The 21546-nt window shown below is 72.3% G+C and carries 19 protein-coding genes and 1 pseudogene; 4 read left to right on the top strand and 16 right to left on the bottom strand.

Annotation, left to right across the window (positions count from 1 at the left end; translation table 11 throughout):
• Positions 1–89 precede the first annotated feature (89 nt).
• The 3 genes from AB0J72_RS29625 to AB0J72_RS29615 form a co-directional block, all read right to left on the bottom strand.
• Entirely contained in the window at positions 90–716 is a 627-nt protein-coding gene (locus AB0J72_RS29625) for an FMN reductase (protein ID WP_344504725.1), read from the bottom strand.
• On the bottom strand, positions 713–1801 hold the full coding sequence (locus tag AB0J72_RS29620; protein WP_363404199.1) for an LLM class flavin-dependent oxidoreductase: 1089 nt from the start codon (positions 1799–1801) through the stop codon (positions 713–715). Before AB0J72_RS29620 ends, AB0J72_RS29625 begins: the two co-directional genes overlap by 4 nt.
• 172 nt (positions 1802–1973) lie before the next feature.
• Positions 1974–2720 carry a CHAT domain-containing protein gene (locus AB0J72_RS29615; protein WP_363404197.1) on the bottom strand — a complete coding sequence of 249 codons (747 nt, stop codon included), beginning with the start codon at positions 2718–2720 and terminating at the stop codon, positions 1974–1976.
• 133 nt (positions 2721–2853) lie between these two features.
• Between AB0J72_RS29615 and AB0J72_RS29610 the strand changes: the two genes are divergently transcribed.
• Positions 2854–3267: a hypothetical protein gene (locus AB0J72_RS29610; RefSeq protein WP_363404195.1), complete on the top strand. Its 414-nt coding sequence runs from the start codon at positions 2854–2856 to the stop codon at positions 3265–3267.
• A 9-nt stretch (positions 3268–3276) separates the two neighbouring features.
• Here AB0J72_RS29610 and AB0J72_RS29605 read toward each other — a convergent pair whose 3' ends face one another.
• The 7 genes from AB0J72_RS29605 to AB0J72_RS29575 form a co-directional block, all read right to left on the bottom strand.
• Positions 3277–4317, bottom strand: coding sequence for a LacI family DNA-binding transcriptional regulator (locus AB0J72_RS29605; protein ID WP_363404193.1), 1041 nt, complete (start codon positions 4315–4317; stop codon positions 3277–3279).
• Positions 4318–4413: 96 nt separating this feature from the next.
• The gene (locus AB0J72_RS29600; RefSeq protein ID WP_360565397.1) at positions 4414–5715 is read right to left on the bottom strand and encodes a DUF1996 domain-containing protein; all 1302 of its coding nucleotides are present in this window, start codon (positions 5713–5715) and stop codon (positions 4414–4416) included.
• Positions 5712–7814, bottom strand: coding sequence for a discoidin domain-containing protein (locus AB0J72_RS29595; protein WP_363404191.1), 2103 nt, complete (start codon positions 7812–7814; stop codon positions 5712–5714). Before AB0J72_RS29595 ends, AB0J72_RS29600 begins: the two co-directional genes overlap by 4 nt.
• A 291-nt stretch (positions 7815–8105) precedes the next feature.
• A complete protein-coding gene (locus AB0J72_RS29590; protein ID WP_363404189.1) occupies positions 8106–8666 on the bottom strand; it encodes a GNAT family N-acetyltransferase in 561 nt (186 codons plus the stop codon).
• On the bottom strand, positions 8663–9508 hold the full coding sequence (locus AB0J72_RS29585) for a hypothetical protein (protein WP_363404187.1): 846 nt from the start codon (positions 9506–9508) through the stop codon (positions 8663–8665). The genes AB0J72_RS29590 and AB0J72_RS29585 overlap by 4 nt, the downstream gene beginning before the upstream one ends.
• Entirely contained in the window at positions 9505–10005 is a 501-nt protein-coding gene (locus AB0J72_RS29580) for a SigE family RNA polymerase sigma factor (protein WP_344504700.1), read from the bottom strand. The genes AB0J72_RS29585 and AB0J72_RS29580 overlap by 4 nt, the downstream gene beginning before the upstream one ends.
• Positions 10006–10036: 31 nt before the next feature.
• Positions 10037–10417, bottom strand: coding sequence for a MerR family transcriptional regulator (locus AB0J72_RS29575; protein ID WP_344504699.1), 381 nt, complete (start codon positions 10415–10417; stop codon positions 10037–10039).
• A gap of 62 nt (positions 10418–10479) precedes the next feature.
• On the opposite strand from AB0J72_RS29575, the gene AB0J72_RS29570 reads away from it, so the two are divergent.
• Positions 10480–11793, top strand: a complete 1314-nt coding sequence (locus AB0J72_RS29570; protein ID WP_363404184.1) for an MFS transporter — start codon at positions 10480–10482, stop codon at positions 11791–11793.
• 10 nt (positions 11794–11803) lie between these two features.
• The gene (locus AB0J72_RS29565) at positions 11804–13051 is read left to right on the top strand and encodes a PQQ-binding-like beta-propeller repeat protein (protein WP_363404182.1); all 1248 of its coding nucleotides are present in this window, start codon (positions 11804–11806) and stop codon (positions 13049–13051) included.
• 271 nt (positions 13052–13322) lie between these two features.
• On the opposite strand, the gene AB0J72_RS29560 is transcribed toward AB0J72_RS29565, so the two are convergent.
• The 6 genes and pseudogenes from AB0J72_RS29560 to AB0J72_RS29535 form a co-directional block, all read right to left on the bottom strand.
• Positions 13323–13709: a hypothetical protein gene (locus tag AB0J72_RS29560; protein ID WP_363404180.1), complete on the bottom strand. Its 387-nt coding sequence runs from the start codon at positions 13707–13709 to the stop codon at positions 13323–13325.
• Positions 13710–13963: 254 nt separating this feature from the next.
• Positions 13964–14497 (bottom strand): annotated as a pseudogene (locus AB0J72_RS29555) (transposase); the annotation flags it as partial.
• A 198-nt stretch (positions 14498–14695) separates the two neighbouring features.
• Complete coding sequence (locus AB0J72_RS29550) at positions 14696–17119, bottom strand: glycoside hydrolase family 3 N-terminal domain-containing protein (RefSeq protein WP_363404178.1); 2424 nt, start codon at positions 17117–17119, stop codon at positions 14696–14698.
• Between the two features lie 262 nt (positions 17120–17381).
• Positions 17382–18698: a pectate lyase gene (locus AB0J72_RS29545; RefSeq protein WP_363404176.1), complete on the bottom strand. Its 1317-nt coding sequence runs from the start codon at positions 18696–18698 to the stop codon at positions 17382–17384.
• Positions 18699–18795: 97 nt separating this feature from the next.
• On the bottom strand, positions 18796–19902 hold the full coding sequence (locus AB0J72_RS29540; protein WP_363404174.1) for an LCP family protein: 1107 nt from the start codon (positions 19900–19902) through the stop codon (positions 18796–18798).
• 31 nt (positions 19903–19933) lie between these two features.
• Positions 19934–20878, bottom strand: a complete 945-nt coding sequence (locus AB0J72_RS29535) for a sulfotransferase (RefSeq protein ID WP_363404172.1) — start codon at positions 20876–20878, stop codon at positions 19934–19936.
• A gap of 97 nt (positions 20879–20975) precedes the next feature.
• Here AB0J72_RS29535 and AB0J72_RS29530 point away from each other — a divergent pair, with 97 nt between their 5' ends.
• Positions 20976–21401: a hypothetical protein gene (locus AB0J72_RS29530; protein ID WP_363404170.1), complete on the top strand. Its 426-nt coding sequence runs from the start codon at positions 20976–20978 to the stop codon at positions 21399–21401.
• Positions 21402–21546: the final 145 nt, after the last annotated feature.

Genomic DNA, 21546 nt, shown 5'->3' with positions numbered 1-21546 from the left:
GCCGTAGCGATCGCGGCCCCGGCCCTGCCCTTCGTGCCGGCCCCGGCCTTCGTGCGGGGCCTGGTCCCGGCTTTCGTGCGGGGCCGGGCTCAGCGCCGCAGGTCGTCGGTGACCGCGCGGCCCTGGCCCGACAGCAGCGCGTCGAACGAGGTGGTCAGGGCGAACGGGTCGGCGACCACCGGCGACTCGCGCCGGCCGGCGAGCTCGGCCAGCTCGCGGCCGGCCCGGTCGATGCGCCGGTGCAGCGTCGCGTCGCCGCCGCCGGCCCAGTCCTCGGTCGCGGCGAAGACCGAGGTCGGCGCCACGACCGCGTGCAGGTAGGTGAACATGGGGCGCAGCGCGTGCTCCAGGGCGAGCGAGTGCCGGGCGGTGCCGCCGGTCGCGCCGAGCAGGACCGGCTTGTCGGCGAGCACGTCGTCGCCGAGGACGTCGAAGAACGACTTGAACAGGCCGCTGTACGAGGCGTTGAAGATCGGCGACACGGCGATCACGCCGTCGGCGGCGGCGACCGCGTCGAGGACGTCCTTGAGCGCGGGCGCCGGGAAGCCGGTCAGCAGGTGGTCGGTGATCGCGTGCGCGTGGTCGCGCAGCTCCACCACCCGCACGTCGGTGTCCACCCCCAGCTCGCGGACGGTCGCGGCGGCGAGCCGGTCCGCGAGCAGACGGGTCGACGACGGCTGGCTCAGCCCGGCGGAGATCACCACGAGGCGCTTCACGCGTCCACCTTCTCGGTCTGCCGCGCCTTCAGGGCGGCGTGGGTCGGGGCGTCCGGCACGTGCGCGGGCCGGCCGACCGCGAACTCCTTGCGCAGCACCGGCACGACCTCCTCGCCGAGGATGTCGAGCTGCTCCAGGACGGTCTTCAGCGGCAGGCCCGCGTGGTCCAGGAGGAACAGCTGGCGCTGGTAGTCGCCCACGTACTCGCGGAACGACAGCGTCCGGTCGATGACCTCCTGCGGGCTGCCCACGGTCAGCGGGGTCTGCGCGGTGAAGTCCTCCATCGACGGCCCGTGCCCGTAGACGGGGGCGTTGTCGAAGTACGGCCGGAACTCCCGCTTGGCGTCCTGCGAGTTCTTCCGCATGAACACCTGCCCGCCGAGGCCGACGATGGCCTGGTCGGCGGAGCCGTGCCCGTAGTGCTCGAACCGCTGCCGGTACAACCCGACCATGCGCTGGGTGTGCTCCTTGGGCCAGAAGATGTGGTTGGCGAAGAAGCCGTCACCGTAGTACGCAGCCTGCTCGGCGATCTCGGGGCTGCGGATCGACCCGTGCCACACGAAGGGCGGCACGCCGTCGAGCGGGCGCGGGGTCGCCGTGAAGCCCTGCAGCGGGGTGCGGAACTTGCCCTCCCAGTCCACCACGTCCTCGCGCCACAGCCGGCGCAGCAGCGCGTAGTTCTCCACCGCGAGGGCGATCCCGTTGCGGATGTCCTGCCCGAACCACGGGTACACCGGCCCGGTGTTGCCGCGCCCCATCATGAGGTCCACCCGGCCGTCCGCCAGGTGCTGCAGCATCGCGTAGTCCTCGGCGATCTTGACCGGGTCGTTGGTCGTGATCAGCGTGGTCGCGGTCGACAGCTGCAGCGTGCTGGTCTTCGCCGCGATCCACCCCAGCATCGTGGTCGGCGACGACGGCACGAACGGCGGGTTGTGGTGCTCGCCGAGCGCGAACACGTCCAGCCCGACCTCCTCCGCCTTGAGCGCGATCGTCACCATCGCCTTGACCCGCTCCGCGTCCGTCGGCACCCGGCCGGTCGTCGGGTCCTGGGTGACGTCACCGACGGTGAACACTCCGAACTGCATCTCGCACGCTCCAAGCTCCTGGGTCTGACGCGCAGTAGAACATAGCTGCCGAGTCAAACATTCCGCCGGTGAACTATCGCACGCCCCGCCGCCCCGCGGTGTAACGCACGCCTCACCGGGCCCCGTGGCGGGCGACCCCGACGCGAGTGCCGTGCCGGTGCTGGACCTGCGCTCAGCGTGAGATGGGGAAGGGGTTGGCGCCGGGGCGGGTGAGGAGTTCGGGGACGGAGCCGCCGGGGAGGGAGTTCAGGTCGAGGGCGACCTTTGCCTGGTCGAAGGCCTGCGGGACGGGGCGGTGGAAGGCGAGTGCGGAGTAGAACGCGGCGGCGAAGACGGCGGCGGACCCGTCGTCGATGGGGGCGCGCATGCCGATGACGTGGTCGATGTGCTGGCTGATCGCCTGGGCCTGGGTCGTGGAGTAGCAGGCGTTGAGCACGACGATGCGGGTCTCGTCCCGCACGGTCCGGAACAGTTCGGCCAGGGCGGCGGTGCTCACGCGCTGCTCGCCGCGGGTGCCGGCCGACAGGACGATCTCGCCGGAGCGGTTGCCGTGGCCGCTGAAGTGCACGATCTGGGGGCGGTGCTGGTTGAGGTGCTGCAGGACGTCGGACGGCCGGACCGCCCAGCGGGTGATGAGGTCGAACTCGTCCCGGGCCTGGGCCAGCTGGAGTTTCTCGGTGATCTCGCGGGCCTCGATGTCGAGAGCGAGGCGCTGCGTGCCGGCCGGGTTCGCGGCGAGCATCAGGATCCGGGTGCCGGCCTGGGACCGGCTCCGCGGGTCGACGGCACGGGCCGGGTCGCCGGGCAGGCCGTTGAAGGTGTTCGTCGTGTTGTGCTGGTCGCGCCCGACGATGCTGCCGCCGCGACCCACCCGCGCGCCGGACTGGTCGGACCAGCTGAAGGAGCTGCCGTTCGTCACCCTGTGGCCTGCCTTTCAGCGTCGGTCGCCCATCAGCCGCTGTCTGACGGACGGCGAACGGACGGCGCCGCAGCGGGGTCCCGTCCGTCAGAAGGGGCGGACGGGGCTACGACACCGGAAGGCGGGCACCGAGATGACGAACGACAACTCCTCCACATGGTCCAATCAGGCCGGGGCCCAGGCGGGCAATGGTGGCAGCGTCGTCGGGCGGGACCAGTACAACAACCAGCGCAACACCAAGAAGACCCAGTTCGGCGGGCTCGTCGCGGTCGTTGCCGTGATCGTCGTGGCGATCGTGGCCATCCTCGCCGGCCGGGCCATCTACGCGAAGATCCAGTCCAGCGACCTCACGGCCGAGTCGACCTGCGCGGAGTTCCTGCAGGCGCCGGAGGACGAGGAGCGCAGCGCGATCCGGAAGATCGGCATCGAGAAGGGCGTCGGCGGCACCGGGAGTCCCCTCGCGCTCCCGGCGATCTCGTACGCGTGCAGCAGCCACCCCGACATGCGGCTCGGCGACGTGATCGTGAAGTTCAAGGGCCAGTTCTGAGCGGTCGGGTCAGGCGGAGGCGCGGAGGATCAGTTCCGGGTTGAAGATGACCGAGCGCGGGGAGCGGCCGGGTTCGCGGATCCGGGTGAGCAGGAGCTGGGCCATCTCGCCGGCCATCTCCTCGACGGGCTGGCGGACGGTGCTCAGCTGGGGGTGGCACTCGAGGGCGGCGGTGCTGTCGTCGAAGCCGATGACCGCGACGTCGTCCGGGACGGTGCGGCCGGACTCCTGGATGACGCGGAGCGCACCGTCGGCCATGAGGTCGTTGGCGACGAAGATGCCGTCGACGTCGGGGTGGGCGGCCAGCAGCGCGCGGGCGGCGCGCTCGCCGCCGCCGCGGGTGAAGTCGCCCTCGACGTGGGGGGCGTCGGCCTGGCCGTGGGCGGCGACGGCGGCGTGGAAGCCGGCGAGGCGGTCCTGGGCGGCGGGCATGTCGAGGGGGCCGGTGATGGTGGCGATGCAGCGGCGGCCCAGGGCGGCCAGGCGGTCCACGGCGAGCCGGACGCCGGCGCGCTGGTCGACGTCGACGAAGCTGGTGTGGACGGGCCGGCCGGGGCGGCAGGACAGGACGCAGGGCACGCCGAGGTCGACGAGCTGGCTCGGGAGCGGGTCGTCGACGTGGCTGGAGATGAGCAGGGCGCCGTCGACGTGCCCCTGCCGCAGGTAGCGCATGACGTGCTCGCGGGCGGGCGGGTCGGCCAGGAAGATGACCAGGTGGATGCCGAGCGGGCGGAGCACCTCCTGCGCCCCCGCGGTGACCCGGCCCAGGTAGGGGTCGGTGAACGTACGGGTGAGGAACGGCGTCTCGTAGCCGCGGTTCTCCGGCTCCGACACCACGAGCGCGATCGAGTCGGTGCGGCGGGTGACGAGCGAGCGGGCGGCGAGGTTGGGCACGTAGCCCGTCGCGGCGATCGCCCGCTCGACGGTGCGCCGCAGCTCAGGGTCGACGGTCTGCACCCCGTTGATCACCCGGGAGACCGTGGCGCGGGAGACCCCGGCGTAGTTGGCGACCTGTTCCAGCGTCGGTGGTCGCGTGTCGCTGCCCGTCATGGTTCTCACGGTAGATCGTGCCCCCGCGCGGTGAGAAAAGGGAGCCGTGGATGGACGGCGCTTGCGTCTCGTCCATCCACGGCCAGATTCAGAAACTTACGCGGTGCCGTTGGCGCCGCACTTGACTTTCAGGCGGATGCAGTACGCGACCCGGCGCTCCATCTCGGCCTGCGGCCAGGCGTTGAAGAAGTCGCCGTGCATCGTGAACCCGGCACCCGAGCTGAGCCGGATCCTCGACGGGTCACCGTTCACCGGGTACCGCAGGACCTGCCGCAGCTTGGGCACCGGCACCGGGTGGGTGGACGGGCAGGCGCCGTTGACGGGGTAGGCCATGTGGCTCTTGTGATCGGCCGAGTCGAGGTCGCGGCCGTTCCAGCACTGCGGGAAGTCGAGGTACGACTCCAGCATCGAGTCGGCCGGGCAGTTGATGAAGTCCTTCCCCGCGCCTGACTCGTTGTGGTGCAGGCAGGACCAGCGGGAGATGGTGGTCGCGTCGGGTGCCGTCGCCTTCGCGTTGCCGGCGACGATCCGCAGCCCGAAGGGCAGCGGCTGGGTCTGCTCCCGCACGGCGTCGCTGACGCCTTCACCGAGGTAGTAGAAGGTGGTGATCACCGGCTCCTTCGCGACCCCGTCCTGGTACAGGGTGGGCACCCAGTACGAGGACTTGTCGACGGCCGGGTTGCAGTTGCTCGGGCCGTTGGCGAGGTCGTTGACCGTCGAGTTGCCGTTGGTGACGGTGCTGCCGAAGAAGCTGTGCATGTGCGACGCGCCGGGCAGGCCGGGGAAGACGATCGGGTCGTCCGGCAGCCGGTGGCTGAACGGGCAGTCGGCGAGGAACTCCGCCACCCGGACCGCGCCCGGCGGGATGGTGGTCGGGTTGTTCGTCGGCGTGCTGCCGCCGGTCCCGAACACCTGGAACTCCCACAGCGACACGCCGTACTGCGTGGCCCGCCGGGTCGTGTTCAGCTTCACGTACCGGCCGGAGCCGGACACGTTCAGCGTCTGCACGCCGCCGGTGCCGTTGACGGTGGTGTTGATCGTCGTCCACGAGGTGCCGTTGGCCGACGTCTGGATGGTGAAGTCGCGGGCGTACGCGGCCTCCCAGTTGATCACCACCCTGGTGATCGTGGCGGGCGCGCCCAGGTCGACCTGCAGCCACTGCGGGTCGCTGAACGCGCTCGACCACCGGGTGCCCCCGTTGCCGTCCACCGCGTTCGCGGCGGCGGCGCCCCCGTTCTCCACGGACGACGCCGTGACCGGCTTCCCTTGGGAAATCGGGATCTCAGCGGCGTCCGCGGAGAACGCACGGACCGAAGCGTACGTGCCAACCAGTGCGGTGAGCGCCAGCCCGATCAGGAACTTCCTGGTCAGGCCCCTCCCCAGGACCCGGGCGCTCACTTGTAGACCCGCACGTAGTCGACGTACATCCGGGACGGGAACGGCGTGGTGGCGTCGATCGGGCCCGGGAAGTCACCGCCGACCGCGAGGTTGAGGATCAGGTAGAACTGGTGGTCGTACACCCACGGGCCGCGGGTCGTCTCGACCGTGTCCTTGTCGGCGACCAGGATGACCTGGTTGTCGACGCGGAAGGTCATGTGCTTGCTGTCCCACTCGGTCGAGTAGACGTGGTAGTCCAGCGACAGGTCGACCGTGGAGATCTTCTGGCCGTAGCCGCCACCGCCGTTGTAGGCCGGCGCGTGCAGCGTCGAGTAGATCTCGTTGGTGTTCTTGCCGAGGATCTCCATGATGTCGATCTCGCCGTTGTACGGCCAGGGGCGGCCGGTCAGGAAGTCGGTGCCCATCATCCAGAACGCGGGCCAGAGGCCGTTGCCCTTCGGGACCTTGATCCGGGCCTCGACCCGGCCGTACTGGGTGGAGAACTTGTTGCTGGTGTTGATCCGGCCCGAGGTGTAGTCGCGGCCGCCGAGGGTCTGCTTGCGGGCCTCGATGACCAGCGAGCCGCCCTGGATGCTGGTGTTCTCCAGGTTCGTGTAGTACTGGATCTCACCGTTCTGGCCGGTACCGGGGTCGATCGTCCACTTGGAGGTGTCGACGTTGGTGCCGGTGTTGAACTCGTCCGACCACACCAGGTTCGTCGCCGGGAAGATCGGGTCGGCGGGGTTCGCCGGCGGCTGGACCGGCTGGCCGCCGGTGCCGTACACCTTGAACTCCCACAGCGAGTAGCCGTAGCCGTTGGAGCGCTGCGTGCCGTACATGCGCACGTAGCGGCCGGTGCCGGTGACGTTCAGGGTCTCCTTGAAGCCCTTGCCCGTCGTGGTGTTGTAGATCGGCGTCCAGTTGGCGGCGTCGTTGGAGGTCTGGATCTGGTACGACACGGCGTACGCCGGGTCCCACTGCAGCACGACCTGCTTGATCTGTGCGGTCGCGCCGAGGTCGACGTAGATCCAGCCCGGGTCGACCCAGCCACCGGTCGGGTTCGTCGCCCAGCGGCTCGCCGGGTCGTTGTCGAACGCCTTGTCCGGCGTGCACGGGTTGCAGTTCGCGTCGTTCTGCGAGGTCGACGCGAAGCCCGGCTTCTTGTACGACAGCAGGACCGTGTTGCCGGGCTGCTGGCTCTGGCTCGGGCTGCTGCTCGGGGTGTCGTTCGTGGTGGGCGGCGCGCCCGTCACGCGGACCTGGACCTCCCACAGCGAGTAGCCCCACTGCGTGGCCCGCGCGGTGCCGTTGATGCGCACGTACCGGCCGGAGCCGGTGACGGTCAGCTCCTGCACGCCGCCGGTGCCGGTGGTCGTGCCGTAGATCTGCGTCCAGGTCGTGCCGTTGGTGGACGTCTGGATCTGGAACGCGGTCGCGTAGGCCGCCTCCCAGTTCAGGGTCACGCCGCAGATGGCCTGGGTGGTGCCGAGGTCGACCTGCAGCCACTGCGGGTCGGACGCGGCGCTGGACCAGCGGGTGCCGTTGTTGCCGTCGAACGCGGACGCGGCGGGCGTGCCGGCGTTCTCCGTCGAGGAGGCGGTGGCCGTCTTGCCCTGCGCCACGTTGGCGGTGCCGCAGCCGGACGGCGTGCTGCCGCCGTACACCTGGAACTCCCACAGCGAGACGCCGTAGGCGGTCGCCCGGGCGGTGGTGTTGACCCGCACGTAGCGGCCGGAGCCGTTGACGGTGAGGCTCTGGTTGCCGCCGGTGGAGGTCGTGGTGGCGTAGATCTGCGTCCAGGTCGTGCCGTTGGCGGAGGTCTGGATCTGGTACGCGGTCGCGTAGGCGGCTTCCCAGTTGAGCGCCACGCGGGTGATGGTCTGCGTGGAGCCCAGGTCGACCTGGATCCACTGCGGGTCGCTGAACGCGCTCGACCAGCGGGTGCCGGTGTTGCCGTCAGTCGCGTTGGAGGCGGGGGTGCCGGCGTTCTCCGTCGACGAGGCGGTGGTGGGCTTGCCCTGCGACAGCAGGGTCTCCGCGGCGTCGGCGCGGGTCACGACCAGCACGATGTAGGTGCACAGCATCGCGGCCACCGCGGTGACGATGGCGCCGGTGCGCATGGCGCGCCGGCCGGTCGTAAATCGTGAGAGACGTCGATGGCCGGGGGCGGGTGCCGACCAAGGCATAGGGAGCTCCATTCGTGTCGCTCGGGTGACCAGTGTGTTACGGGGTGATGAGAGAGCGCTCTCTCATCCGGTCACTGTGGACCCTTGGTCGAGTCGTGTCAATGCTTCAGCACGAATGGGAGAGCGCTCTCCAAACATCGACTACCAGCAGCTCACGGGCCGTCGACGCTGCGTGGAGCAGTGACGAACCCTGATATGCCCGGCGCGGGGAGCGCTCTCCCCAGGTCAGGCCCGCGGGCGGCGCATGATCCAGACCGGCAGCCGGCCGTCGACGGTCAGGTGCTCGACGACGTCGAACCCGGCCCGGCGGTACACCTCGACGTTGCCGGGATTGGAGGTCTCCAGCAGCGCGGGCAGCCCGTCCTCCGCCGCCCGGCGCAGGGCCGGTGCCATCGCGGCCCGGGCGAGGCGCCGGCCGCGGTGCTCCGGGTGGCAGGCGAGGACCCCGAGGTACCAGCGCCGGTCCTTCGGCATCACGGCGGCGACGGCGTGCTCGTACACGGCGAACCGCCCGGTCGGCACGTGACCCGACGGCGGCGCGTCCGGCCCGTCCCACATCGCGACGGCCGCTCCCCCGTCGGCGACCCAGACGGTGCCGTGGCCGACCCGCGCGTCGAAGAGCCCGCCGGCCAGCGCCGCCGCGTCGCCTTCGAAGGTGGCGTCGTCCGGGTAGAAGAAGCGGAACGCGGGGTCGGCGGCGAACGCGGCGACGACGGTGGCGACCACCGCGTCCCGGTGCGCGGGGGTCGCCACCTCGATGACGGGCTGGGTCAGGGGTGTGGTCACGTCCAGGTCATACCACGCAGCACCGCGTCGAACCCGGATTTTCCGATCGCCGGATCGACGGCCGTGATCGTGTACCAGACCTGGTGGTCGTCGGACCACCAGCCCGCCGACCGGTCGCCGGGACGGTCGTAGACGGCCGCCGTCCGGCTGCCGAGCCGCAGCGTGTGGTCGGGTTCCGAGAGGACGACGCCCGCGCTCAGCCGGTAGGCGCGCAGCGCGAGGTCCGGGCCGCCGGGCCGGGTGAAGCGCCACGCCAGGACCCCGTGCAGCCGGACCGCCGGGAGCTCGGTCCAGCCGCCGGCCGCCAGGTCGGGCAGGTCCGCGGCGCGGACCAGGACCCGCGGCTCCAGGGGCTCCCGGCCGTCCACGATGCCCCGGCCACCGACCGCCTGAGGCAGCTCGAACGTCCGCGACGCCGGTTGGCTGTCGTCGCCGCAGCCGGTGTACGAACCGGCGAGGTGCAGCGTGATCCGGTTGTCCGCCCACTCGACCCGGTCGTCGGCCGGGTCCCGCTCGACGCACTTGCCGGGCAGCGGCGCCGCGTACACGGTGATCCGGGTGCCGGTGCGGTCGATCTGCGCCACGTCCCACGGGACCTGCGGCACCCACGCCCGGCCCGTGGACGCGGACGGTCCGCCGGTGGGCACGTAGGGCGCCCCGCCGGTGGGCGCGGCGGCGAACCCCGCCAGCACCGCGAGGGCGGCGGCCACCACGGCCCCCGCGCGGGTCATGCGACGCCGGCGGATCCGGCGGCGGATCCCGGCGTGCGGCGCCTGCAGCAGCGCCGGCGGTACCTCGGCGACCGCCCGCTCCAAGAGGTCGGTGACCTGCTCGTCGGTCATCGGCGCACCCCCTCACTCAGTAGCGCCAGCAGTTGCGGATCGTTGCGCAGCGCAGCCAGGGCCCGGGCCGTGTGCGACTTGACGGTGCCGAGCTTCAGACCGAGGGCGCGCGCCGTGTCGGTCTCGGTGAAGTCGCCGTGGAAGCGCAGCATCAGCACGGCCCGCTGCTGCCTCGGCAGGCGGGCGAGGGCACCGGCGAGCAGGTGGCGCAGCTCCACCCCCTCGAGCTCACCCCCGCCCGCCGGCAGTTCCGGCAGCCGCTCCGTCGGCAGCTCCCCCCGCCACTTGCGGCGCCACCAGCTCAGGTACGTGCTGGCCAGCATCGCCCGCAGGTACGCGTCCGGCGCGCCGTCGCGGATCCGCGGCCAGCGCCCGTACGCCCGGGCCAGGACGGTCTGCACCAGATCCTCGGCCCGGTGCCAGTCGTGCGTCAGCAGCCAGGCCGAGCGCAGCAGCCGTGGCCAGGCCGCGCTCACGTACGCCTCGAAGTCGTCCACCGGTTCCCTCCCCCGGGGCGGTCCCCCGCGGTCAACGACGCCGTCCCGGCGAAAGGTTGTCCTCCACCTTCTTGAGATACGCGGCAATCGCGTCGCGGTTGCGCGCCAGGCACGCGATCCGCGCGTCCATCCTGTCGCGCTCGGCCGTGAGCAGCGCGATCAGCTCGTCGCTGGCGTCGGAGACCGTGATCGTGCACGGGTTGTCGGTGCACGGCAGCACCTCCCGGATCACCCGGGTCGGCAGGCCGGCGTCGAGCAGCCCACGGATCTGCTGCACCCGGTCGACGAGGTGTTCGGCGTAGTCGCGGTACCCGTTGTCCTTCCGCTCCGGCGTCAGCAGGCCCTGCTCCTCGTAATAGCGCAGCAGGCGGGCCGGGATACCCGTCCGGCGGGACAACTCACCTATGCGCATGCTCACTCACCCTCGCGTTCCGCTTGACCTTCACATCAGTGTGAACCTCCGACGATGCGGGCATGCCACTGCTCCTGCTGTCCCTCGCGCAGTTCCTCCTGGCCCTGGACTACTCGATCGTCTACGTGGCGCTGCCCGCGATCGCCGCCGACCTGGACCTGTCGCTGACGGCCGCGCAGTGGGTGGTGAGCGCGTACGCGGTGCCGTTCGCCGGCTTCCTCCTCCTCGGCGGCCGGCTCGCCGACCGGGTCGGGGCGGGCCGCCTCTTCGTCGCGGCGACGGTCCTGTTCGGCGCCGCCTCGGTCGCCGGCGGCGTCGCCGGGAGCGGCGAGGTCCTGCTGGGGGCCCGCCTCGCCCAGGGGGTCGCCGCCGCGCTGCTGCAACCGGCGATCCTCGGCCTGCTCGGCACCCTCTTCGTCGCGCGGGCCCGGGCGCTGTCCGTCTGGGGTGCCGTCGGTGCCTCAGGTCTCGCCGCGGGTGTCGTACTGGGCGGCGCCCTCACCCGCGTGTCCTGGCGCTGGACCTTCTTCGTCAACGTCCCGGTCACCCTGCTGTGCGCCCTCGGCGGCCTCGCGTGGCTGCTGCGCCCCTCCCCGCGCGGCGGCAACCGGATCCCGCTGCCGGGCGCGCTGCTCGGCACCGGCGCGGCCCTCGCCGCGGTGCTGGCGCTCACCTTCCCGGGCTCCGCGCTGCTGCTCTGCGCCGTGGTGGCGGTGCTGCTCGGCGCCGGGTTCGCGCTGCACGAGCGCACGTCCCGCACCCCGCTCATCCCGCTGCCGCTGCGCCGGATCCGCAGCCTGCGGGTGGGCGTGGCGGCGACCGCGCTGTACATGGCCAGCGTCGGCGCGGAGTTCTACGTCGTGACCCTGCTCCTGCAGACGTCCCGCGGCTACCCTCCGCTCCGCGCCGGCCTGGCGTTCCTGCCGCTGGCCGCCCTGGTCACCGTAGGTAGCGCCGTGACCGGCCGGGCGGTGCGCCGGTTCGGCTCCCCCGCCGTCCTCTCCGCCGGCTTCGCCCTGGCCGCCGCGGGCCTGGCCTGGCTGGCGGCGTTCGCCGGCGGCTCCTACGCCGGCGGCCTCCTGCCCGGCCTGCTGGTCACCGGCTTCGCCCACGGCATGGTCTACACCGCGATGTTCGTCCTCGGCGCCCGCGACGTCCCGGCGGCGCACCAGTCCTCGGCGGGCGCCGTCCTGACCACGTCCCAGTACCTCGCCGGGGCGGTGACGATCGCGCTGCTCACCCCGGTCCTGACCAGCGGCTCGTTCGCGTGGGCCTTCCTGCTGACCGCCGGGGCGGCCGCGGTGGGAGCGCTGATCGCCGTCGTCGCTGTGCCCGGCTTTTGGCCACACGGTATCCGCGCGGTCCGTGCTGAGTGACACTGATGCGGTGATCGACCTCGATGCCGCCGGCCCGGTGCGGCCGGCGCCGGCCCGCCGCCGCCCCTGGTGGTTGCCGGGGTTGCTCGCCGTGGTGCTGCTCCTGCCCGGCAGCGGGCCGATGACGGCCGACCCCGCTTCGGGGCCACCGCCCCCGTCGGTGGTGCTGGAGGGCGACGGGATCGGCGACATGCGCGCCGACGGCGACACGCTGGTCCTGCTGATGCGCACCGCCGTGGCGGCGTACCGGATGCCGGGCGGCACCCGCCGCTGGAGCGTCCCGGTCGAGCCCGGCGCGCGGCTGCTGGCCGCCTCGCACGGCCGCGTGGTCCTCGCGGTCGAGGAGCCGGCGACCGGCACGGCCGCCCTCGTCGGCCTCGACGCGACGACCGGCACCGAGGTCTGGCGGCGCGACGGGTCCGTGCCGTCGCCGCCGACCGGCGAGGGCCCGCCGGGGCTGCTGCTCGCCCGCGCGGACGACGTGATCGACGGGCGCCTCCTCGGCCTCGACGTCCGCACCGGCGAGGTCCGCTGGCAGCTCGGCACGCCCTCGGTCCGCCGCGTCCTGGCGGCGGCCGGTGGCCGGCGGGAGATCGCCGACCTCGACCCCGACGGCACGCTGCTCATCCGCGACGCCGGCTCGGCCTCGGTCGTGCGCACGGTCGCGCTGCCCGGCCTCGGCGCGGTCGACGGTTTCGACGTCGCCGGCGACCGCCTGCTCGTCTACCACTTCGAACGCACCACGCTGCTGGACAGCGCCGTGTACGACCTGACGACCGGCCGCCGCCTCTGGCAGCGCACCGCCATGGCGGCCGCCGGCGGCCTGTGGTGGTGCGGGACCCTGCTGTGCACCGGCACCGTCGGCCGGACCACGGTGGTGGACCCCGACACCGGCGACCCGCGGTGGAGCATCACCGGCTGGACCGACCTCGGCCCGTTCGGCGACGGCCTCATGTGGGCCACCGAACCCACCCCCGACACCGCCGACCCGGCGCTCGGCGCCGTCGTGCTCGACGCCACCACCGGCCGGGTCGTGCGCCGCTTCGGCCCGTGGGACGTCGTCGCCGCGCTCCCCGGCCACGCCGCCCTGGTCACCGGCCGAAACCCCGGCGGCTCGCTGGTCGCCCGCCTCGACCTCACCACGGGCGCGGTGACCGTCCTGGGCCGCACCGAGCACTGGCCGGCCCCGCCGAAGTGCCTCGCCACCGCCACCCTGCTGGCCTGCCACCGCGAGCGGGTGTCGGTCTGGCAGCTGTGACGCCGGCTACCGGTCCGTTTCGAGGGGGTACCCGCACGTGGCGTCGAGCGTGCCACCCCGGGCCGCTGAACGCGGGCTCGGCGGCCAGGGCCTCGAACTCCTGGGGAAGCCCGTCGAGCAGCCCCGGCCACAGCCCGCCGTCCGTGTACCCGAACATCGACGAATCGTGGTAAGCACCCCGGAGGAAGGCACCCCCGCCGGCGGTGAAGACGATGTCGTACTCCTCACCGCTCCCGTTGCGCATCGTAAGCCGCAGCCAACCAACGGCCGGTCAGGCGCTTCCTTCGCGGCTGCGGATGTACGCCTCGATCTCCTCGTCGGTCGGCGTCCGGAAGTAGTCGTACGGCGCCACCGAGACACCCTCGCACACAAGGCGGGGATCATCGTCCGCAGCCGCAGGGTCGAGGTCCCACGCGCCCAGCGACGCCATCGAGAAGATCGCGAATCCCGGCTCGAAGCGAAAGCCGATGTCGATCGGCTCGTACCGGTGCCCCTTGGCCGCCAAGTCAGCCACGACGTCGTCGAGGAACCGGAAGGTCAGCTGCACCCCGTCGAAGTAGACCTCCTCACCACCGCCGCCGGAGTACCCGATCTCGACCACCTCGACGGTCTCGTCCTGCGCGTAGGTCAGAACGAGGCACGGGCTCGTGTCGTACACCGCCCTGCTGGAACGACCAGGGTGAACGGGGCCACCGATGCGGCTCTCCACGTCCGCACGGCGCTCGCCGACCTTCGCCACCGCCACACCTTCCCCGGGAACGATCTCCATCCGGGCGATTGTGCCAGGGCGGTTTCAGCTGGTGGCGAGGCCGGGCAGTGCCGCGAACCGGGCCCGGATGCCGACCAGCCGGGCCGGGGGCGGCGCGGACGGCGGGTGACCCGCCCGCTGCGCAGCGCCCCGCCCTGAACGAGCCTGAGCATGGCGAACAGGACGTCGCAGCGGCGGCGGGCAAGGCAGATGAGGGCGGCATTGTGGCGTTTGCCTTGAGCTCGTTTGCGGTCGTAGTAGGCGCGTGATGGTGGGTGGGCCAGGGACGCGAACGCGGCGAGGAAGAACGCGCGTTTCAGCTGTTTGTTGCCGCCCTTGGGCGGGCGCTCGCCGCGGATGGAGGTGCCAGAACGGCGGGTGACCGGGGCCGGCGTAGGCGGCCAGATGCCCGGGTGTAGGAAGGCGGTGCCGTCGCCGACTTCGAGCAGGATCCGGGCTGCGGTCCTGACCCCGATGCCGGGCATCGACGTCAGGACCTGGGCAAGAGGGTGAGCATCGAGTATCCCCTCGACCTCACCGGCGACCTGGTCACGCTGCAGCAGGACGTCGCGGAGGCTGTCAGCCAGTCGGGGCAGGACCTTCTCCGCCGCGCTCGTGCCGGGCACGGTCACGGTCTGCTCGTCCAAGGCGGTCATGATCTGCTCGACGAGGCGCTCTCCCAGGCGAGGTGCGTTCTTCGAGGCGATCTCCAGAAGCGTGGAACGGCCGGCTTTGCGCAGACCAGTCGGCCCGCCGCAACGCGAGGTAACGGGGTAAGAACGCCGGACCGCCACGCTGGTGGGACTGGATGGCGTGGCGGTCCGGAAGAGGGCGGGTCAGTCGGGTGCGGGAGTGAGCGCACCGCCGGGGGTGGGGGCCGGCGGCGCGGGCGGTGCTCAGCTGACGGTGCAGGCGGCTCCGTTCACGGTGAAGGCCGTCGGGCGGGGGTTTGTGCCGGTGTACGAGCCGTTGAAGCCGATCGACACGGTGCCGCCGGCGGGGAGGGCGCCGTTCCAGGACTCGTTGCGGGCGGTGACGGCGGCGCCGGTCTGGGACCAGGTTGCCGACCAGCCCTGGGTGACGCGCTGGTTGCCGGGGAACGTGAACGCCAGGGTCCACGCGGAGAGCGGGGTGCCGCCGGTGTTGCGGATCGTCACCGCGCCGCCGAAGCCGCCGCCGCCCCACTCGCTCGCCGTGTACGTGACCGCGCAGGTGGCGGTCGGGTCGGTGCCGCCCGGGGTGGTGACCGTCGCGGCCGCCGAGGCGGGACCCGTCCGGCCGGCGGCGTCGACGGCGACGATCGTGTACCGGGTCGTGGTGCCCGGCGTGAGGCTGGTGAGCTGGTACGACAGGCCCGCGACCGTGGTCAGCAGGGTGCTGTCGCGGTACACGCGGTAGCCGGTCGGTGTGCTGCCGGAGGTCGGCGCGGTCCAGGTCAGCGTCGCCGACGTCGAGGTGACCGCCGACGCGACCGGGGTGCCGGGCTGGCCGGGCGACTCGACGGTGCCGGTGTAGGTCAGGCCGAACCCGAACGGGAACAGCGGTGTCTTGCCGTCGCCGTCGTTGATGGGTTCCTGGGAGGCGGTCTGCATCCAGGTCACCGGCAGCTTGCCGCTCGGGTTGTGGTCGCCGAAAAGCACGTCGGCGACGCCGGCGCCCTCGGTGCCGGGCAGCCACGCGGCGAGCAGGGCGCGCCAGTCGGGCAGCTGCGCGGCGATGTCGAGCGGGCGGCCGGAGACGAGGACGACCACGACCGGGACGCCCGACGCCTTGAGCGTGTTGAGCGTCTGGAGGTCGGTCGCGTCCAGGCCGAGGGAGCCGGGCCGGTCGCCCTGGCCCTCGGCGTAGGGGGTCTCGCCGATGACCGCGATCGCCGCCGTGTAGGAGCCGTCGATGCCTGCGCCGGTCGCGTTGTACTGCACCGTCGAGCCGGGCGCGGCGGCGCGGATGCCCTGCAGGATCGTGGTGCCTGTGGTGGTCTGTCCGCTCGCGCCCTGCCAGCTGATCGTCCAGCCGCCGCTCTGGTTGCCGATGTTGTCGGCGCTCTTGCCGGCCACGAAGTAGCGTCCGCCGCTCTTCGCGAGGGGCAGCACGTTGCCGGTGTTCTTCAGCAGCACCTGCGACTCGCGGACGGCCTGGCGGGCGACGGCGCGGTGGGCGGCGCTGCCGACGGTCGGGGTGAACGTGCGGTCGGCGAAGGGCTTCTCGAACAGCCCGTACTCGAACTTCTTCGTCAGGATCCGCCGGTTGGCGTCGTCGATGCGGGCCGTCGTCACCCGGCCGGCCTGCACCTCGGCGCGCAGCGTGGTGATGAACGACTTCCACTCGATGGGCACCATGACCATGTCGATGCCGGCGTTGACCGCGCGGCGGACCTCGGAGGCGGTGAACCCGGTGCCGCCCTCGATCTGGTCGATGCCGTTCCAGTCGGACACGACGAAGCCCTTGAAGCCCAGCTCGCCCTTGAGGACGGAGTTGATGAGGTAGTCGTTGCCGTGCAGCTTCTGGCCGTTCCAGGAGGAGTACGACACCATCACCGACGCGACGTTGCGCCGCACGGCCTCGGTGAACGGCGGCAGGTGCACGGCGCGCAGCTCCGCCTCGGACAGCTGGGTGTCGCCCTGGTCGACGCCGCCGGTCGTGCCACCGTCGCCGACGTAGTGCTTGGCCGTGGCCAGCACGCCCTTGCTCTGGTAGCCGTCGATGATCGTGGCCATCTGCACGGGCAGCTCGGGCTTCTCCCCGAACGACTCGTAGGTGCGGCCCCACCGGTCGTTGCGGGCCACGCACAGGCACGGCGAGAAGGTCCAGTCGACGCCGCTGCCCTGCACCTCCTCGGCGGTGGCCGCGCCGACCTGCTGCACCAGCGCCGGATCGCGGGTCGCGCCGAGGCCGATGTTGTGCGGGAAGATCGTGGCGCCGGCGAGGTTGTTGTGCCCGTGGACCGCGTCGGAGCCGTAGATCAGCGGGATGCGCAGCGGGGTGGCCAGGGCGCCGTTCTGGAACCGGTCGACCATGTCGGCCCAGCCGGTCGCCGTGTTCGGCGAGGGCGCCGAGCCGCCGCCGGAGAGGATCGAGCCGATCTTGTACTGGGTGACCTCGGCCGGCGTGATCGACGCGCGCTCGGCCTGGGTCATCTGCCCGATCTTCTCGTCGAGCGTCATGCGTGACAGCAGGTCCTCGACCCGGGTGGCGACCGGCAGCGACGGGTCCTCGTACGGCACGGCGGCCAGCGCCGGCCGGGCGACGATGAGGGTCACGGCGACGGCGGCGACGGTCACCGCGCAGGTCGCGGCGAAGGTGATGGCGGAGCGGCGCATCCGGGTGTTCCTCCTCGGCGGCAGGGGGCTCCGACGCTAAGCCGCGGCCGCCCCTGTACGCCGTTCACCGCCCCTGCGGGAGCGCGAAATCCCTGCTCACCGCGCCGCCGGGAATGAAAGCTACAAAGCCGCACCGGGCCGGCGGAAACCGTCGGCCCGGTGCAGTGGTGGGGTGTGTCAAACAAGCGGGTGTCGAACAAGCGGGGTGTGTCGAACAAGCAGGGTGTGCCGAACAAGCGGGGTGTGCCGAACTACCGAAGTGTCAGAAGCCGAGCTTGCCCGCGCCCGCCTTCGCGGACACCAGGGCGGGGACCGCCGTCGCGGGGTCCGGGGCCGCGGCCCGCAGGGTCGGCACCCAGGTGCCGGCCGTCAGGTCGGGGTCGTGGGTGGCGTTGTACTCGTCGACGAGGCTGACCGCCGAGACCGGGCCCGTGCCGATCCGGGTGGCGGTGCCGACCTCGGTGATGGTGCCGGGGGCGGTGCCGCGCCAGTCGTACACGACGGACGACAGCGGAATGTCGGCGCTGCGGAGCAGGAAGTTGTTCTCCGCGTACAGCGATGCGTAGACGCCGACGCCCCACGAGTAGCTGTAGCTGTCCTCGTCGGTGGCGTAGAAGTAGTTGGAGTAGACGTCGACCTGGCCGAAGCGGACCCGCGGCACGCGCTGGCCGACGTTGGCGAAGCGGTTGTGGTGGATGGTGACGCGGAGCTTGCCGACGTCGGCGCCGACGGTGTTCGAGGAGCCGATGAGCATCGTCTTGTCGTGGTCGAAGAAGTTGTTCCACGAGATGGTGACGAGGTCGGAGGCGCGGATCACGTCGAGGGCGCCGTCGTGGACCTGGTACGGGCGGCCGAAGTACAGCGGCTGCGTCTCGTCGGTGTTGTTGCCGTCGCTGAAGTTGTTGTGGTCGGCCCAGACGTGGGTGGAGCCGGTGACGGTCACCGTGTCGTACAGGGAGTTCCAGTTGCCCAGGGCGCCGTCGGTCGGGTCCCACGAGGGGAAGCAGTCGTGGGCGTCCTCGAGGCGCAGGTTGCGCAGGATGACGTTGTCGACCTTCTCGACGAGCAGGTTGGCGCCGGTGATCTTCGAGCCGCCGAGGCCGACGATCGTGGTGTTGCCGCCGACCTTGATGTTGACCCGCGCGCCCTGGTTCTTCGCCGACCGCGCCCGGGCGTCCTCGAGCGGGCCGGTGGGCTTCGTGGCGCGGCCCCAGACGGCCGGGTCGTACGCGGCGAGGAACGCGTCCAGGCTGTACGCCGGGTCGGCGTAGTCGGCGCACGTGAAGCCGGCGTTGGCGTCGATCCCGCCGGCCACGAAGACGATCTTCGGGGTGTCGCCGGCGACGGCCGCGGCCAGCTCGTCGCGGGTGCGGACGGTGAAGACGTGGTCGGCGTCGGCGGCGGAGCCGCCGGTGGTGCCGGTGGTGTCCGAGGCCCAGCCGTCACCGGCGGGCAGGGCCTGGCGGGCTAATGCGAGTGCGGCGGAGGGCGTGCCAGCCGCCGCGGACGCGGTGACGGCCGCGCCCGCGAGCAGTGCCGCGCCGGCAACAGCGGCGACGACGACGGTGGTCTTGCGCATGCAGACTCCAAAGAGGCGAGGAAAGCGCATTCCTAGCGTCAACGTGCCACCCGGTACAGAGTGGAGTCAATGCTCTGCGTTTGCAGGAATGTTGCAGTCAGGACGGCTGGATGACCCAGTCCGGGTGCTGACGGGCGAACGCGTCCAGCGAGTCCGAACAGGCCGCGGCGAACAGGTCCAGCGTCACGGGGTCCAGCTGCTCGAACGCCGTGCCGTTGCGGGTCGCGGCGTTGAACTGCCCGCCGTTGGTCCGCAGCATCGTCACCGCGTCGGGGCGCAGCCCGCGCAGCTGAAACATCCAGTCGGTGACGGACCGCCCGTTGCCGTCGAAGGTCAGCGACTCGCCGACCGCGGTCAGCGTCCGGTCGATCGCGAGGGGGTTGCCCAGCACGCCGGCCGAGGTGACCCGGCGCGCGAGCGCGGTGAGCAGCTGCTGCTGGTGGCGCTGGCGGCCGTAGTCGCCGTCCGGCAGCAGCTCCCGCTGCCGCACGTAGTCGAGGGCCTCCCAGCCGGCGAAGTGGCGGCAGCCCACCTCGTACACCTGCGGCCTGACCCCGGGGATCCGCTCGGGGCGGAACGTCGGCGGGATCAGGCGGAACGGCGGGGTCTGCCGGCCCTGCGCGTCCCACCCGATGTGCACGGACACGGTCCGCACGTCGACGCACAGGTCGACGCCGCCGACCGCGTCCACGACCCGGCGCAGCCCGGCGAAGTCGATGATCGCGCCGGCGTCGAAGGCGAGGCCGGTGAGCTGCCGCACGGTCGTGGCGAGCAGCGCGAACCCGCCGGCCCGCCCGCCGCCGCCCTGCGACCCGGCCGCGAACGCGGCGTTGAGCTTGTCGGTGCCGTGCCCGGGGATCTCGACCCGGGTGTCCCGCGGCAGCGACACCAGCCAGGCCCGGTCGCCGCCCGCCGACACGTGCAGCACGATGATCGAGTCGGCGCGGGCGCCGGCCTGGTCCTCGCCGGGCCGCGCGTCGATCCCGACGAGCAGGATGTTGCGCCCCGGCTGCTCCGACGCCGGCGGCGGACTCCACCGGGGCGCCGACTCGATGGTGATCTGCCGAGGGGGCGGGCGGTCCCGCGCCGCCTCGCCGAGCAGGTCCACCTGGTCGACGGCGCCCTCGTAGTGCCGCCACGCCACGGTGCCCCCGCCGACCAGCGAGACCAGCGTGACGGCGGTGACGATCAACCCGCGCCACACACTGGACCCATCGGCCGGGCGGCGCCGGATGTTAGGAGTCGCGGTACCCGTACCGGCGCCGCAACGGCACGGTGAAGGCCCCGGTCAGCCGGCGGTGCCGCGGCGCCATCCCCGTCGTCCACTCGTCGTCGAGCCGCAGGTGGACCGGCCCGGAGCGGAACCGGACGGGGTTGCCGGAGACCTGGTGGGTAGGGCGCACGAACACCTCGCCGCGGTCGCCGACCGGCACCGCCGCGGCGGGGACGCCGCTGAGCCGGGTGACGGCCCGCAGCGTCGCGTCCGGCGCGGCGACCAGGTCCTCGTAGCGGAACCGCAGGTACGGCAGGCCCGCCCGGCGGGTGATCCGCTCCGTCGCGAGGTTCCACGCCGACCAGTACAGCGCCGTGGACGCCGGGTGCATGCGGGGCATCAGCTCGCCGTTCGGCGCGTCCGGGTCCTTCTTGTGCCGCTGCCACGAGTACGCGACGGCCCGCGGATCGCGGACGATGTGCGCCACCCGCACGTCCAGGCCGGGCGCCTGCAGCAGCGCCGTCAGGTAGGACGGGAACTTCGAGGAGTCGACGACGACGTCGGCGCCGCTGACCTTCGCCACGGCCCGGTACAGGTCGGCCAGGGCCTGGTAGTACCAGCGCAGCTCGTCCGCGCCGGGCGGCCGGGTCGGGCGCAGCGCCAGCCCCGGCAGGTGCCGGGTCCGGAAGCGGCGGGACGCCTCGTCGAGCTCGCGCAGCTCGTCGTCGTCCGGGATGCGGCCGAACGCCTCGTGCAGGACCTCCACCCAGAACTCGCACGAGCGCAGCGGCGTGCCGCAGCTGCACCGCCGGTTCTGCAGCAGGCCGCGCTCCCAGAGAAACTTGATCTCACCGACGCCGACGAGGCCGGGCACCTGGTCCAGCATTCCCTCCGCGAGGGTGCTGCCGCTGCGGCCCCACCCGGCGAGGTACAGCACGCGGGTGGTCGGCGGCTCGTCGGTATGCACCTTCGTCCAACGTTGCGCCGCCATCGCGGGTTACGACCTGGTTGGACCGTTTTGCCGGGGCGTTTGACCCGCCATGGATCGGGGGTACCACGGCGTGATGCGACGCGGGTTGGTCATCGTCGCCGTGGTCCTCACCCTGGTCCTCGGCTGGGGTGCGTTCGCTTCGACCCAGCCGCCGGGCCGGCACGAGTTCCGCGCGACGGCGGTCGAGGCCGCCCAGTCGGCGCACGACGCCCTCGAGTCCGCGTATGTCGCCGGTACCGAGCTGCGGCAGGGCCGGGTGACGACGCTCTACGTGACCGTCCTGCTCGACGGCGGCACCAGGCGCACCGCCACGCGGATCGACAAGCTCGCCCACCTGCCGCCGCCGGACGACGACATGCGCGCGCTGCGCGACGAGCTCGCCCCGATGCTCACCGAGAGCATGCGGCGCCTCGGCGCCACCGCCGCCGAACCCACCGAGGTCGGGGCGCTGCCCCCGCTCACCGAACGCCTGTCGGTGTTCCTTGAGCAGTACGGGTGAAGCGGTCCTTCCCGCATCACCCCCCGCTACGGCTCCTGGACGCTCCTGGATCCTGGAACCCGCCGCCCGTGCCGTGCCGGGGCGCAACAGCAGGCGGGTAGCCTGGTCCGACGCGCGCTTCGAACCGAGATCCCGGGGTAGTGAT

Source organism: Dactylosporangium sp. NPDC049742 (genome assembly GCF_040674675.1).
GTDB classification, from domain to species: Bacteria; Actinomycetota; Actinomycetes; order Mycobacteriales; family Micromonosporaceae; genus Dactylosporangium; species Dactylosporangium maewongense.
This window is presented reverse-complemented; position numbering and strand designations above follow the sequence as displayed.